Here is a 12,993-nt window from a genome sequence, read left to right as displayed (position 1 = left end):
GAGTTGGTCGGGAGCCACCGACACGGACGGCTGTTGTCCGGGTGTCGAGGTTCACACAATCGCCCGAATCGGAACTGTTCGTTACGCTCGAATGTCTCTTCTAGCTGCAAGAGGGACCGAAGAGCTAACAGAGGCAGGAGATGGACGGCAAAGGCGAAAGCGAGGCAAAACAGAAGAACAAGCGTCTGGAACTGAGCGTCGCGCAGGTCGCCGGCAGCGCCCTGGCGGCGGTGATCGCCGCTCTGCTCGCCGGCAAGCTCGGGGTGTACGGCACCGTCATCGGTGCCGGCGTCGTCAGTGTCGTGGCCACGTCGGGCGGCACGATCTTCCAGCACTTGTTCAAACGCACGGGCGAGCAGCTCAGAGAGGCGACGACCCAGGCCGCACGGCCGAAGATGCGGCAGGTCCCGGTCCGGGACGCGGGTCGCGCGGTCGGGCGTGGCGGCCCCGCGTGGGATCGCACCCAGCTGTTGGGCCAGGTGGGTGACGCGGACGCCACGCGGCTGCTCCCCGGCGTCGACCCGGCCGCCGCACGGCCCGCCGCCGACGCGACCCAGCTGTTGCGCAGCGTGGATCATCCGCCGGAGCGAAACGGCGCACACGCGGGAGCGAATTCCACCCCGCACGCCGATCCGCACTCCGATGGTCATGACGGCACGGCTGCCCCGTTCGATGACGAGTACACGTCCGGCATCACGCACGGCACGCGGTGGCGCGGCTACAAGCGCCCGCTGCTGGCCGCCGCCGCGATCTTCGTCCTGGCCATGGGCACGGTGACCGCCGTCGAACTGGTCAGCGGCAAGACCGCCGACGGCGGCAAGGGCACGTCCGTCAACCAGATCCTGACCGGCGGGGGCGGGAACTCGGGCAAGAAGCAGGACCCCGGACCCGAGCGGGGCACGGAGCAGGGCGGCGGCCGGGAGAGCGGCAAGGACCGGGACGGCGGCGCGCCGGACCCCGGTACGTCCGAGCCGGGCGGCGACCCGGGCAAGCGGTCGCCGGACCCGTCCACGTCCCCGGACCCGGTGGACCCGTCCACGGGCGGCTCCTCGCCGTCCCCGAAGCCGAACCCCTCCGGGGGCGGGCAGTCGCCCGACAGCGGCAAGGGGGGTTCCGACGGCGGCAAGACCGACGGCGGGACGACGACCGGCGGGCAGGGCACGAGTGGCGGCCAGAGCACGCCGAAGCCGCCGGAGCAGAACGCGGCGGCGGGCGCCGCCACAACGGGCAAGCAGACCCCGGTCTCATAACGGGGACCCGCCCCGCCCTTTCTCGAATGTCCTCAAACGCCGGACGGGCTGATTTTCAGCCCGTCCGGCGTTTGAGGACACCGCGCGGAGCGCGGAAAGGGGCCCGGGGCGTCAGCCCCGGTTACGGGAAGGGGCGGGTAGGGGAAAAAGCCCCGCGCAGCGGCACCCCACCCCCGCCCCCCACCCGCTCACCCGCCCAGCACCCGCCGCAGATACTCGTTCCCGAACACCCGCCCGGGATCCACCCGATCCCGCACCGCCATGAACTCCCCGAACCGCGGATACACCCCGGCCAGATACTCCGCGTCGCGCCCGTGCAGCTTCCCCCAGTGCGGCCGCCCCCCGTGCGCCGTCATGATCCGCTCCGCCGCCGCGAAGTACGCGCGATAGGGCGCGCCCCGGTACATGTGCACCGCGAGATAGGCCGTCTCCCGGCCCTGCCCGGTGGACAGCGGGATGTCGTCGGCCGGCGCGATCCGTACCTCCACCGGGAACCCGATCCGCAGCCGGGAGCGTTCGATCATCGCCTTGAGCTCGGCCAGCGCCGCCAGCGCGGTCTCGCGCGGCAGGGCGTACTCCATCTCCACGAAGCGGACCCGGCGCGGGCTGGTGAAGACCTTGTAGGCGACGTCGGTGTAGGTGCGGGCGGACAGGGCGCGGCCGGCGACCCGGGCCAGGCCCGGCACGGCCGCGGGCACGGCGCGGCCGGCCGTGCAGACGGCCTGGAAGAGACCGTTGGAGACCAGCTCGTCCTCGACCCAGGCGCCTATTCGGCCGGGCGGAGCCGCGGGGCCCGCGCTGCGGTTGTTGCGCTTGGTGACACAGCCGGAGGTGTGGGGGAACCAGAAGAACTCGAAGTGCTCGTTCTCGGCCACGAGCTGATCGAACTCGGCCGTCACCCGGTCCAGCGCCATGGGCTCCTCGCAGGCCCTGAGCAGGAACGACGGCTCCACCGCGAAGGTGAGCTCGCTGATCACGCCCAGCGCGCCCAGCCCCAGCCGGGCCGCCGCGAAGACCTCGGGGTGCTCCCGCGCCGAACAGCGGAGCGCACGGCCGTCGGCGGTCACCAGCTCCAGGGCTCTGACCTGGGCGGACAGTGAGGCCGAGTCCCGTCCCGTGCCATGGGTGCCGGTGCTGACGGCCCCGGAGACGGTCTGCTCCATGATGTCGCCCATGTTGGCCAGCGACAGGCCCCGCGCGGCCAGCTCCGTGTTGAGCCGCCGCAGCGTGGTGCCGGCGGCCACCGTCACCGTCCCGGCGCGCCGGTCGACGTCCCGGACGCCGGTGAGGCGGTCGGGGCGGACCAGCAGGCCGTCGGTGGCGGCCGCCGCGGTGAAGGAGTGGCCCGAGCCGACGGCCTTGACCCGTAACCCGTCCGACGCGGCCCGGGCCACCGCCGCCGCCAGTTCCGCCGTGCTCGCGGGTGCCACGGTCCGCGCGGGCCGGGCGGTGACGTTCCCCGCCCAGTTACGCCACGCGCCCCTTGTCCCGCTTCCCGTCGCGGTCGTCGTCTCCGCCATCCGCCCCAGCCCCTCCCCTTGCCTGCGGCGCGGACGGGCCGGGCCGCTGCGGCGCCGGCTCCCGGAGCCGGCGGTATCCCAGGAACGCGACCGCCGCCGCGAGCACCCCCGCCACGCCGGCCACCCCGTACCCCGCCTCGGGCCCCGCGGCGTCGACCGCCCAGCCGGCGGCCGACGACCCCAGCGCCACGCCGACCGCGAGCCCGGTGCTCGTCCAGGTCATGCCCTCGGTCAGCTTCGCGCGCGGTACGTGCTGTTCGACGAGGGCCATCGTCGTCACCATGGTCGGCGCGATGGACAGGCCCGCGACGAAGAGCGCCACGGCCAGGAGCGGCAGGCTCCCGACCAGTTGGAGGGGGATCATACTCACGGCCATCGCACTCACGCCCAGGAGCCAGCGGAGCGCCATATCGCTCTTGAGGTGGAGCAGCCCGAAGATCGCGCCGGCCAGGCAGGAGCCCAGCGCGTACACGGCGAGCACCAGGCTCGCCATCGCCTTGTGGCCCTCGTCCTCGGCGAAGGCGACCGTCACCACGTCGATCGTGCCGAAGATCGCGCCCATCGCGACGAAGGTCGCCACCAGCACCTGGAGGGGGCGCGAGCGCAGCGCGGAGCCCCCCGTGTGCTGCCCGCGGGGGTGCGGGGCGGGCTCGGTGCCGCGCTGTGCCGTCAGCCACCAGACCCCGGCCGCGAGGAAGGCGGCGGCCAGCAGCGGTCCGGCCTCCGGGAACCAGGCCGTGGACAGCCCGATCGACAGGATCGGCCCGAAGATGAAGCACACCTCGTCGACGACGGACTCGAAGGCGTAGGCCGTGTGCAGCTCGCGGGTGCCGCCGTAGACCGCCGCCCAGCGGGCTCGCACCATCGACCCCACGCTGGGCGTGCTGCCCGCGCAGGCCGCGAAGACGAACAGGGTCCAGTCCGGCCAGCGCTGCTGGGCGCTGAGCACCAGCCCCGCCACCGAGACCACGGCGATCAGCATCGCCGGGCGCAGCACCCGGCGCTGTCCGTGCCGGTCGACGAGCCGGGACACCTGCGGGCCGAGCACGGCGGCCGAGACGGCCAGCGCCGCGGAGAGCGCGCCGGCCAGCCCGTACCGGCCGGTGAGCTGGGAGATCATCGTGACGATGCCGATGCCGAGCATGGACAGCGGCATCCGGCCGATGAGGCCGGCGGCGGAGAAGCCCCTGGCGCCGGGGACGGCGAATATGTCGCGGTAGGAGCTGGGCAAGAGGACCGCCAGGAGGCTCGGGAGGGGGACGGGCGGGCGGGACGGCACGGCGTGGGGGCCGGGCGGGGCACGAGCGGCGACGGGACGTCCGTAAGGGCTGTAAGTGGCCGATACAGCTTACGTGCGTACGCGCGTCCTACGCACGGCCATTTCCTGCCCGTCAGGACAGGGTGGCAGGATCGGACGCATGTCGGACCAGACAGCAGACAAGCCAGCAGACCAGCAGGCACCCCCGTCGGCAGCCGCGCCGTACGACGCCCTGTTGCTGCTCTCCTTCGGCGGCCCCGAAGGCCCGGACGACGTCGTCCCGTTCCTGGAGAACGTCACCCGGGGGCGCGGCATCCCCCGCGAGCGGCTCAAGGAGGTCGGGCAGCACTACTTCCTCTTCGGCGGCGTCAGCCCGATCAACGACCAGAACCGCGAGCTGCTCGGCGCGCTGCGCGAGGACTTCGCCGAGCACGGCCTCGACCTGCCGGTCCACTGGGGCAACCGCAACTGGGCGCCGTACCTGACCGACACCCTGCGCGAGCTGACGGCCGCCGGCCACCGCCGCGTCCTGACCCTGGCCACCAGCGCCTACGCCTCCTACTCCGGCTGCCGGCAGTACCGCGAGAACCTCGCGGACGCCCTCGCCGCCCTGGAGGCCGAGGGCCTGACCCCGCCGCGCGTCGACAAGCTGCGGCACTACTTCAACCACCCCGGCTTCGTCCGACCCATGGTCGACGCGACGCTCGCCGCGCTCGCCGAGCTGCCCGAGGACGTACGGGCCGGCGCCCACCTGGCCTTCACCACACACTCCATCCCCACGGCCGCCGCGGACTCCTCCGGGCCCGCCGAGGGCCACGGCGACGGCGGCGCCTACGTCGCCGAGCACCTCGACGTCGCCCGGACGGTCGCCGAGGCGGTCCGCGAGGAGACCGGCGCCGACCGCCCCTGGCGGCTCGTCTACCAGTCCCGCAGCGGCGCCCCGCACATCCCCTGGCTGGAGCCCGACATCTGCGAGCACCTGGAGACCCTGCACGGCGAGGGCGTCCCCGCCGTCGTCATGGTCCCCATCGGCTTCGTCTCGGACCACATGGAGGTCAAGTACGACCTCGACACCGAGGCCACCGCCAAGGCCGCCGACCTCGGACTGCCGGTCGCCCGCGCCGCCACGGTCGGCGCCGACCCGCGCTTCGCCGCCGCCGTCCGCGAGCTGGTCCTGGAGCGCGCCGCCACCGAGCGCGGCGAGCGGCCCGGGCGCTGCGCCCTCGGCGCCCTCGGCCCCTCGCACGACCTCTGCCCCGTCGGCTGCTGCCCGGCCCGGGCCCCCCGCCCGGCCGCCGCCGGCGCCGACAGCCCGTACGCCTGAGGAGCCCCCGCACCATGACCGACCCCCTGAAGGCCGAACTCCTCTCCGTCGCCCTGGAGGCCGCCGCCCGCGCGGGCGCGCTGCTGCGCGACGGCCGCCCGGCCGACCTGGGCGTGGCCGCCACCAAGACCAGCCCGATCGACGTCGTCACCGAGATGGACCTCGCCGCCGAGAAGCTGATCACCGACTTCCTGGCCGAGCGCCGCCCCGCCGACGGGGTGCTGGGCGAGGAGGGCGCCAGCACCGCCGGCACCAGCGGAGTGCGCTGGGTCGTCGATCCGATCGATGGCACGGTCAACTATCTGTACGGGCTGCCCTCCTGGGCCGTCTCCATCGCCGCCGAGATCGACGGCGAGACGGCCGTAGGCGTGGTCGCCGCCCCCGTACGCGGCGAGACGTACCGCGCGGTCCGCGGCGGGGGCGCCTTCGCCGGCGACCTGCCGCTGACGGTCCGGCCCGCGCCCGCCTTCGGCCAGGCCCTGATCGGCACGGGCTTCGGCTACCTCACCGAGCGCCGGGCCGCCCAGGCCGAGGTGCTGCGGGCGCTGCTGCCCGAGGTGCGGGACATCCGGCGCGGCGGTTCGGCCGCCATCGACCTCTGCGACGTGGCCTGCGGCCGGCTCGACGGCTACTACGAGCGGGGCCTCAACCCCTGGGACCACGCGGCCGGCGCCCTCATCGCCCGGGAGGCGGGCGCCCTGACCGGCGGCCGCCCCGGCGAAGCGGAATCGGGCGAGCTCACCGTGGCCGCCCCGCCCGGCCTCTTCGAACCCCTCCAGGCCCGCCTGGACGAGCTCGGGGCCTGGCGGGACTAGACCGGGACCCCGGCGGGCCCGGCAGGTCGCGAGGCGGCCGCACAGAGCGCACAGAGCGCCCCCGTGCCGACCGGCACGGGGGCGCTCCGCTGCGTGGATCGGCCCCTTACGGCCTAAGCGGCCGTGACCTGGACGCCGTGTTCGGCGGCCAGGCGGTGCAGATCGTCCAGTGCGGCCTGCTCCACCTCGGCGAGGAATTCGTCGCCCGACCTACGGGCCTGGTCCAGGTCGGACCGGGTGGTCTCTATGCGCTGCAGAATGCCAGCGGTGAACGCGTCCATGGTGCTGCGCCCCCTCGTCGTGGGTCGATGGCACGGGGGTGTGCCGACGGCGAAACGATCACGACCGGGCCCGGAGGGCGGGTGGCACACGGCGTGCGGCCGCCAGGGCCGGTGTGATCGCGGGTGTGCAGACGTCTTCCCCACCGTGCTCCGCGCGGAAACCTGCCGCCACACGCCAATCCGGAATCTCGCCGGAACCCGATGCTCACTGGCTGCCAGGAGCCCCTTACGGCCGGTTTACCGGCGTTGCAGGCAGGATGGATATACCCGGGAACCGGGTCTCATCATGTGCCCCCAGGGCTCAAAGGGAAGGAAGAACGCCGTGCGCGTACTCGTCGTCGAGGACGAGCAGCTGCTCGCAGATGCCGTCGCCACCGGACTGCGCCGGGAGGCCATGGCCGTCGACGTCGTGTACGACGGGGCCGCGGCCCTGGAGCGCATCGCCGTCAACGACTACGACGTCATCGTGCTCGACCGTGACCTGCCCGTCGTCCACGGCGACGACGTCTGCCGCAAGGTCGTCGAGCTCGGCATGCCCACCCGGGTGCTGATGCTGACCGCCTCCGGCGACGTCAGCGACCGCGTGGAGGGCCTGGAGATCGGCGCGGACGACTACCTCCCCAAGCCCTTCGCCTTCAGCGAGCTGACCGCCCGCGTCCGGGCCCTCGGCCGCCGTACGACCGTGGCCCTGCCCCCGGTCCTGGAGCGGGCCGGCATCAAGCTCGACCCCAACCGCCGCGAGGTCTTCCGCGAGGGCCGTGAGGTCCAGCTCGCGCCGAAGGAGTTCGCCGTCCTGGAGGTCCTCATGCGCAGCGAGGGCGCCGTCGTCTCGGCCGAGCAGCTGCTGGAGAAGGCGTGGGACGAGAACACCGACCCGTTCACCAACGTCGTCAGGGTCACCGTCATGACCCTGCGCCGCAAGCTCGGCGAGCCGCCGGTCATCGTGACCGTGCCCGGCTCGGGATACCGGATCTGATCCCCTTGCCCTCCACACCCCCCGCCTCCGCCGCCCCGGCCCCGCCGGCCGGCTCCCGGCCCACGCCGCCCAAGCCCAGCTGGGACCCCCGCCAGCCGGTCGTGCGGCCGTTCCCCTGGCTGCGCCCGACCATCCGGATACGCCTCACGCTGCTGTACGGCGGGATGTTCCTGATGGCCGGGGTGCTGCTGCTGACGATCATCTACCTGCTGGCGGCGAGCGCCCTGAGCCAGGGCAACGAGCTGCCGTTCCGGATCGTCAACGCGCGGGTCGAGACGAGCGGCACCTGCGGGTACCTGACCTCGACCAACGACAGCGACGTCTTCATGAGCGGCCTGCGCCGCTGCATGGAGCACCAGCGCGCCGTGGCCCTCGACGGCCTGCTCAAGCGCTCCCTCCTCGCCCTCCTCGGCCTCGCCGTGATCGCCTTCGCCTTCGGCTACGCGATGGCCGGCCGGGTCCTCTCGCCCCTGGGCAGGATGACCCGCACCGCCCGCCGGGTCGCCGCCACGGACCTCTCCCGGCGGATCGAACTGGGTGGGCCGGAGGACGAGTTGAAGGAGCTCTCGGACACCTTCGACGAGATGCTCGACCGGCTGGAGCGGGCCTTCACCGCGCAGCAGCGCTTCGTGGCCAACGCCTCGCACGAGCTGCGGACCCCACTGGCGATCAACCGCACGCTGCTGGAGGTCCACCTCTCCGATCCGGGGGCCCCGGTGGAGCTCCAGCAGCTGGGCAAGACGCTGCTGGCCACCAACGAGCGCAGCGAGCAGCTCGTGGAGGGCCTGCTGCTGCTCGCCAGGAGCGACAACGAGATCGTGGACCGCAAGCCCGTGGACCTCGCCGAGGTGGCCTCCAGGGCGCTGGACCAGGCCCGTGCGGAGGCGCAGGGCAAGGGCGTGGAGCTGCGGGGCACCCGGGAGCCCGCGGTGGTCCAGGGCAACGGCGTGCTCCTGGAGCGCATCGCGCTGAACCTGGTGCAGAACGCCGTGCGCTACAACACGGACGACGGCTGGGTGGAGGTCACCACCCAGGCCATGCCGGGCCACGCCCTGCTGGTGGTCGAGAACACCGGGCCGGTCGTCCCGGCGTACGAGCTGGACAACATCTTCGAGCCGTTCCGCCGGCTGCGCACGGAGCGCACCGGGAGCGACAAGGGGGTGGGCCTCGGACTGTCGATCGTGCGCTCCGTGGCGCGCGCCCACGGCGGCCGGATCACGGCCGAATCACGCGAGGGGGGCGGATTGATCATGAGAGTGGTACTGCCCACCTGACAGATTCTGCGAGAATAGGGCGGCTGCGGGTTCGCTTTGGGCGGAATTTTCACGGTCCGACCCTTGCTGTAGGCGTGTGTGATCGCTCACATGCGCAAACTTCAGGCCATCCACTCTCCGTGATCGACGGGACCGGCGGAACGCCGGGAAAATGGGGGTTTCCATTGGTCCTGATCACGGGAAGTACACGGGATGGCGTATCCGCATGCGGCTTTCGGACCGTGTACGGTCCGGTTCGCCACCCAACCCCATCACCTCTTCAGGTGTGCGGTTGGGTGTCGATTGAGTAACAGACCTTGATGTGAGGCAAAATCTCCGCCTCAGGTCGGGCACAAGTCCGGCCTCTCACGCGTTACGTGCGCTGGAGACACCGCAGACACCCAGAGGGGGAGAGCGACATGGCAACGGACTACGACACCCCACGCAAGACCGACGATGACGTCAACGAGGACAGCATCGAGGAACTGAAGGCACGGCGGAACGACAAGTCGGCTTCGACGGTCGACGTCGACGACTTCGAGGCCGCCGAGGGCCTGGAGCTGCCCGGCGCGGACCTCTCCAACGAGGAGCTGTCCGTCCGGGTCCTGCCTCGGCAGGCCGACGAGTTCACGTGCATGAGCTGCTTCCTCGTGCACCACCGCAGCCAGCTGGCCCGCGAGAAGAACGGCCAGCCGATCTGCCGCGACTGCGACTGAGGACCGGGTCTGCCATGGCAGGCTCGACCCCGTTCCGGAAGCGGCGTTCCCGCCGGCCCGAGCTGACCAGCGGGCCGACCGGTGACGCCGCGCGGCAGGACGACACTGCCGGGGCCGTGGCCGGCACCGGCGTCGAGCGGGGCCGCACGGCCTCGCTCGCCGCGGCGGTCGGCCACGGCGCCAGGATGGGCGGCCGGGGGGCGCGGGCGGGCCTGACCGCCGTCGTCGACCGGATCATCGCGACCGCCCCGCGCGTCCCGGTGCGCGACCTCGCGACCCTGCGCGAGCAGTTTCCCGGCCTCGGCCCGGAGGAGCTCGCGGACAAGCTGGTGACCGGCGCCGCCAACGGCACGTCCACCGTCGGCGCCGGCGTCGGCGCCGCGGCGATGATGCCGGTCCCGCCGGCCATGCCGGCCGAACTGGCCGCCGAGATCATCGGTGTGGCCACCGTGGAGTTCAAGCTCATCGCCGAGCTGCACGAGGTCTACGGCGTACGGGCCCCGGGCAGCGCCCGGCAGCGGGCCACGGCCTACCTCGCCGCCTGGGCGGACGAGCGGGGCATCGACGTCACCGCCCCCACCTCCGTCAACGCCGCCCTGGGCGGCCAGCTGAAGCGCGAACTGCGCCAGCAGATCCTCAAGCGCACGGTCCGCAATCTGCCGAGCCTCGCGCCGTTCATGGTGGGCGCCGCCGTCGGCGCGGTGATGAACCGCAGGGACACCCGGAAGCTCGCCGAGAAGGTCCGCAAGGACCTGCGCCGCAAGCAGGTGTCCTGGGACGCCCTGCCGCCCGGGACGCCCTGAGGCGGCCCCCGGGGCTCGCTCAGGTCCGTACGGCCGCCAGAGCGGCCGTCAGGCGCTCGGGAGAGCGTGTGGAGAGATAGACGTACGGCGTCGGGTCGGCCGGATCGGTGATCTCGATCCGCACCGCGGTGGGCACATAGCCGCGCAGCAGCATGAACGCGCGGGGGTCGGCCTTGTGCGTGCGCCAGGCCAGGGCCTCCGCCGCGTCCAGGACGTCCGCCCGCCCCAGCGCCTCGACCGGGATCCGCGCGTCGCCCGCCACCAGATCGCCGCCGACCACGCGGATCCGCACCGACCCGTAGGAGCTCACGGCCACCGCGGCCAGCGCGCCGCCGCCGATGAGCCCGCCGATCATCGGAACAGGTCCCAGCGGCAGCATGATCAGCCCCATGGCGATCCCGACCAGAACCGCGACGAACCACCAGGAACGGGGCGCGGTGAGGCGTTCTTCGTAACCCTGCATGGGCCCAAGCTTGACACGGACGGGACCGGGCCCGGCCGTCGCGGGTAAGGTCAGCCCCTGTGAGTGGAAGAACGACAGCGCTGGCGCCGCCGGACGGGGCCGAGCCGCCGGTGCGGCACCCCGACGCGCCCGCGCCCGGAGAGGTCATCGGGTCGCATTACGAACACTGCTTCGGATGCGGCGGAGGCGTCCCGCACGGACTGCACCTGGAAGCGCGGGCGGGCGAGGGCGTGAGCGTCACCGCGGAGTTCCGCGTCAAGGAGGCGCACCAGGGCGCCCCCGGCCTCGCGCACGGCGGAGTGCTGGCCACCGCGCTGGACGAGACGCTGGGCTCGCTGGGCTGGCTGCTGCGGGTGATCGCGGTGACCGGCCGGCTGGAGACCGACTACGTACAGCCCGTACCGGTGGGCACCGTGCTGCACCTGGACGCCGCCGTGCACGCCGTGCACGGCCGTAAGATCTACGCCACGGCCACCGGCCGGATCGGCGGTCCCGAGGGCCCCGTCGCGGTGCGCGCGTCGGCGGTGTTCATCGAGGTCAAGATCGACCACTTTATCGAGAACGGCCGTCCCGCCGAGATCCAGGCCGCCCTGGCCGACCCCGACCAGGTGAAGGTCGCGCGAGCTTTTGAGGTGAACCCATGAGTCATGCGCCCAGCGGCGCGCCCGTCGACGTGCTGATCCGCCGGGTGGACCCCGAGGTCCCCATCCCGGCCTACGGGCACCCCGGCGACGCCGGCTGCGACCTGGTCACCACCGAGGCCGCCGAGCTGCCCCCGGGGGAGCGGCTGGTCCTGCCCACCGGGATCTCCATCGCGCTGCCCGACGGGTACGCCGCGTTCGTGCACCCGCGTTCGGGTCTCGCCGCCAGGTGCGGGGTCTCCATGGTGAATGCCCCGGGGACCATCGATGCCGGGTACCGTGGAGAGATCAAGGTGATCGTGGTCAATCTGGACCCGCGGGAGACCGTCCGGTTCGAGAGGTTCGACCGCATCGCCCAACTGGTCGTCCAGCAGGTCGAGAAGGTCCGCTTCCACGAGGTGGCGGAGCTTCCGGGCTCGGCACGGGCCGAAGGGGGCTTCGGGTCCACCGGTGGCCACGCTGCCGTGGGGAATGGATTCGCTTCGGTCGCCAGCGACCGGGAAGGACAGTGACGTGTTCGGTCGTCGCCGCAAGCGCAGCGAGGACGCCGTCGATCACATCGACGACGTGACCTCCGATGAGTCGGCAGAGGACACCCTCGCCGACGAGTCCGTGACGGACACCGCGGCCGCGAGCCGGGTCCGGCTGGAGCCGGAACCGCGCCCCGACGGGCCGTGGGACCTCTCCGAGGTGCGGGAGGCCGGCGAGGGCCGGGTCGACCTCGGTGGACTGTTCGTGCCCGGGGTCGAGGGCATGGAGCTGCGGGTCGAGGTCGCCGGCGACGCGATCGTCGCCGCGACGGTCGTGCTGCGCGACAGCGCCGTGCAGCTCCAGGCGTTCGCCGCCCCCAAGCGCGAGGGCATCTGGCACGAGGTGCGCGAGGAGATCGCCTCGGGCATCACCCAGCAGGGCGGTGTCGTCGACGAGACGCAGGGCCCGCTCGGCTGGGAGCTGCGGGCCCAGGTGCCGGTGGCGCTGCCGGACGGCACCCAGGGCGTGCAGCTCGTCCGCTTCGTCGGCTGCGACGGCCCGCGCTGGTTCCTGCGCGGGGTGATCTCCGGCCAGGGCGCGGTGCAGCCGCAGACCGCCGGCCTGCTGGAGCAGATCTTCAAGGACACCGTCGTCGTGCGCGGCGACTCCCCGATGGCGCCGCGCGACCCGATCGTGCTGAAGCTGCCGGACGACGCCCAGATGGTGGCCGAGGGCCTCCAGCAGGACGACTCCGAGGGCTCCCGCTTCGCCGGTGGCGTGGAGCGGCTGGAGCGCGGTCCGGAGATCTCCGAGATCCGCTGAGAAAACGCTCGTCAAACGGCTGGATTACGCCGTTCCGCTGGGCCGTGACCCCCTTCCGGGGTCGCGGCCCAGCGGCGTTTTCGCAGGTCCGGGAGGTGCCCGTATGGATTCCGTCAAGGGCGCGCTAATGGCCGTAAGGGAGGCGTCAACGGGGCGCTCATACGTTGATAAGAGCGGTTTGCTGTGGAGGTCCGTTCCTATCCGACCTCTCTAGGAGCACACGATGGCCGACGTGGCCTTCGTCGTCACCACGATCGCGGTCTTCGCGCTGGTGGCTCTCGTCGCCAAGGGGGTGACGAAGCTGTGACCGCCGAGAACGTCGTCGGCCTGGTCGTGGCCGTCGCCCTGCTGGGCTACCTGATCCTCGCCCTCGTTTTCCCGGAGAGGTTCTGACCGCCGA

General features: G+C 72.7%; 15 protein-coding genes. 11 read left to right on the top strand and 4 right to left on the bottom strand.

All coding sequences use genetic code 11. The annotated features are described in order from the left end of the window. Positions 1–140: 140 nt before the first annotated feature. Complete coding sequence (locus AF335_RS16675; protein ID WP_102919160.1) at positions 141–1,250, top strand: hypothetical protein; 1,110 nt, start codon at positions 141–143, stop codon at positions 1,248–1,250. A gap of 188 nt (positions 1,251–1,438) precedes the next feature. Here AF335_RS16675 and AF335_RS16670 read toward each other — a convergent pair whose 3' ends face one another. Both AF335_RS16670 and AF335_RS16665 read right to left on the bottom strand, forming a co-directional pair. Next, positions 1,439–2,770, bottom strand: a complete 1,332-nt coding sequence (locus AF335_RS16670; protein WP_102919159.1) for a D-arabinono-1,4-lactone oxidase — start codon at positions 2,768–2,770, stop codon at positions 1,439–1,441. Continuing rightward, a complete protein-coding gene (locus AF335_RS16665) occupies positions 2,718–4,001 on the bottom strand; it encodes an MFS transporter (RefSeq protein WP_102919158.1) in 1,284 nt (427 codons plus the stop codon). The genes AF335_RS16670 and AF335_RS16665 overlap by 53 nt, the downstream gene beginning before the upstream one ends. Positions 4,002–4,188: 187 nt before the next feature. On the opposite strand from AF335_RS16665, the gene AF335_RS16660 reads away from it, so the two are divergent. Together AF335_RS16660 and AF335_RS16655 are read left to right on the top strand one after the other, a co-directional pair. Then, the gene (locus AF335_RS16660) at positions 4,189–5,352 is read left to right on the top strand and encodes a ferrochelatase (protein WP_102919157.1); all 1,164 of its coding nucleotides are present in this window, start codon (positions 4,189–4,191) and stop codon (positions 5,350–5,352) included. Positions 5,353–5,366: 14 nt separating this feature from the next. Further along, positions 5,367–6,167, top strand: coding sequence for an inositol monophosphatase family protein (locus tag AF335_RS16655; RefSeq protein ID WP_102919156.1), 801 nt, complete (start codon positions 5,367–5,369; stop codon positions 6,165–6,167). Positions 6,168–6,280: 113 nt separating this feature from the next. Here AF335_RS16655 and AF335_RS34675 read toward each other — a convergent pair whose 3' ends face one another. Beyond that, positions 6,281–6,448 (bottom strand): hypothetical protein, encoded by a 168-nt coding sequence (locus AF335_RS34675; protein ID WP_170127719.1) that lies wholly within the window; start codon positions 6,446–6,448, stop codon positions 6,281–6,283. A gap of 322 nt (positions 6,449–6,770) precedes the next feature. Here AF335_RS34675 and AF335_RS16650 point away from each other — a divergent pair, with 322 nt between their 5' ends. The 4 genes from AF335_RS16650 to AF335_RS16635 all read left to right on the top strand — a co-directional run bounded on the left by AF335_RS16650 (position 6,771) and on the right by AF335_RS16635 (position 10,196). Next, entirely contained in the window at positions 6,771–7,424 is a 654-nt protein-coding gene (locus AF335_RS16650; protein WP_087925872.1) for a response regulator transcription factor, read from the top strand. 5 nt (positions 7,425–7,429) lie between these two features. Beyond that, positions 7,430–8,698, top strand: coding sequence for a sensor histidine kinase (locus tag AF335_RS16645; protein WP_102919155.1), 1,269 nt, complete (start codon positions 7,430–7,432; stop codon positions 8,696–8,698). Positions 8,699–9,096: 398 nt separating this feature from the next. Further along, positions 9,097–9,393, top strand: a complete 297-nt coding sequence (locus AF335_RS16640; RefSeq protein ID WP_087925870.1) for a DUF4193 domain-containing protein — start codon at positions 9,097–9,099, stop codon at positions 9,391–9,393. A 14-nt stretch (positions 9,394–9,407) separates the two neighbouring features. Next, complete coding sequence (locus tag AF335_RS16635; protein WP_102919154.1) at positions 9,408–10,196, top strand: hypothetical protein; 789 nt, start codon at positions 9,408–9,410, stop codon at positions 10,194–10,196. Positions 10,197–10,215: 19 nt separating this feature from the next. Here the strand turns inward: AF335_RS16635 and AF335_RS16630 are convergent, their stop codons facing one another. Then, positions 10,216–10,659, bottom strand: a complete 444-nt coding sequence (locus tag AF335_RS16630; RefSeq protein WP_102919153.1) for a DUF3093 domain-containing protein — start codon at positions 10,657–10,659, stop codon at positions 10,216–10,218. Positions 10,660–10,718: 59 nt separating this feature from the next. Here AF335_RS16630 and AF335_RS16625 point away from each other — a divergent pair, with 59 nt between their 5' ends. The 4 genes from AF335_RS16625 to kdpF all read left to right on the top strand — a co-directional run bounded on the left by AF335_RS16625 (position 10,719) and on the right by kdpF (position 12,986). After that, positions 10,719–11,303 (top strand): PaaI family thioesterase, encoded by a 585-nt coding sequence (locus AF335_RS16625; protein ID WP_102919152.1) that lies wholly within the window; start codon positions 10,719–10,721, stop codon positions 11,301–11,303. Further along, a complete protein-coding gene (gene dut, locus AF335_RS16620) occupies positions 11,300–11,812 on the top strand; it encodes a dUTP diphosphatase (RefSeq protein ID WP_102919151.1) in 513 nt (170 codons plus the stop codon). The genes AF335_RS16625 and dut overlap by 4 nt, the downstream gene beginning before the upstream one ends. A gap of 1 nt (position 11,813) precedes the next feature. Then, positions 11,814–12,593: a DUF3710 domain-containing protein gene (locus tag AF335_RS16615; RefSeq protein ID WP_102919150.1), complete on the top strand. Its 780-nt coding sequence runs from the start codon at positions 11,814–11,816 to the stop codon at positions 12,591–12,593. 303 nt (positions 12,594–12,896) lie between these two features. Next, on the top strand, positions 12,897–12,986 hold the full coding sequence (gene kdpF, locus AF335_RS16610; protein ID WP_087925864.1) for a K(+)-transporting ATPase subunit F: 90 nt from the start codon (positions 12,897–12,899) through the stop codon (positions 12,984–12,986). Positions 12,987–12,993 lie beyond the last annotated feature (7 nt).

It is taken from the genome of Streptomyces eurocidicus, from assembly GCF_002891295.1.
GTDB lineage: Bacteria > Actinomycetota > Actinomycetes > Streptomycetales > Streptomycetaceae > Streptomyces > Streptomyces eurocidicus.
The sequence above is the reverse complement of the archived record's forward strand: the minus strand, read 5'-3'. Positions and strand labels throughout refer to the sequence as shown.

Bases quoted from the DNA above. Each gene is read 5' to 3' on its own strand.
- AF335_RS16630 (WP_102919153.1), bottom strand. From the start codon at position 10,659: ATGCAGGGTTACGAAGAACGCCTCACCGCGCCCCGTTCCTGGTGGTTC.
- AF335_RS16655 (WP_102919156.1), top strand. From the start codon at position 5,367: ATGACCGACCCCCTGAAGGCCGAACTCCTCTCCGTCGCCCTGGAGGCC.
- AF335_RS16670 (WP_102919159.1), bottom strand. From the start codon at position 2,770: ATGGCGGAGACGACGACCGCGACGGGAAGCGGGACAAGGGGCGCGTGG.
- dut (WP_102919151.1), top strand. From the start codon at position 11,300: ATGAGTCATGCGCCCAGCGGCGCGCCCGTCGACGTGCTGATCCGCCGG.
- AF335_RS16660 (WP_102919157.1), top strand. From the start codon at position 4,189: ATGTCGGACCAGACAGCAGACAAGCCAGCAGACCAGCAGGCACCCCCG.
- AF335_RS34675 (WP_170127719.1), bottom strand. From the start codon at position 6,448: ATGGACGCGTTCACCGCTGGCATTCTGCAGCGCATAGAGACCACCCGG.
- AF335_RS16635 (WP_102919154.1), top strand. From the start codon at position 9,408: ATGGCAGGCTCGACCCCGTTCCGGAAGCGGCGTTCCCGCCGGCCCGAG.
- AF335_RS16675 (WP_102919160.1), top strand. From the start codon at position 141: ATGGACGGCAAAGGCGAAAGCGAGGCAAAACAGAAGAACAAGCGTCTG.
- AF335_RS16640 (WP_087925870.1), top strand. From the start codon at position 9,097: ATGGCAACGGACTACGACACCCCACGCAAGACCGACGATGACGTCAAC.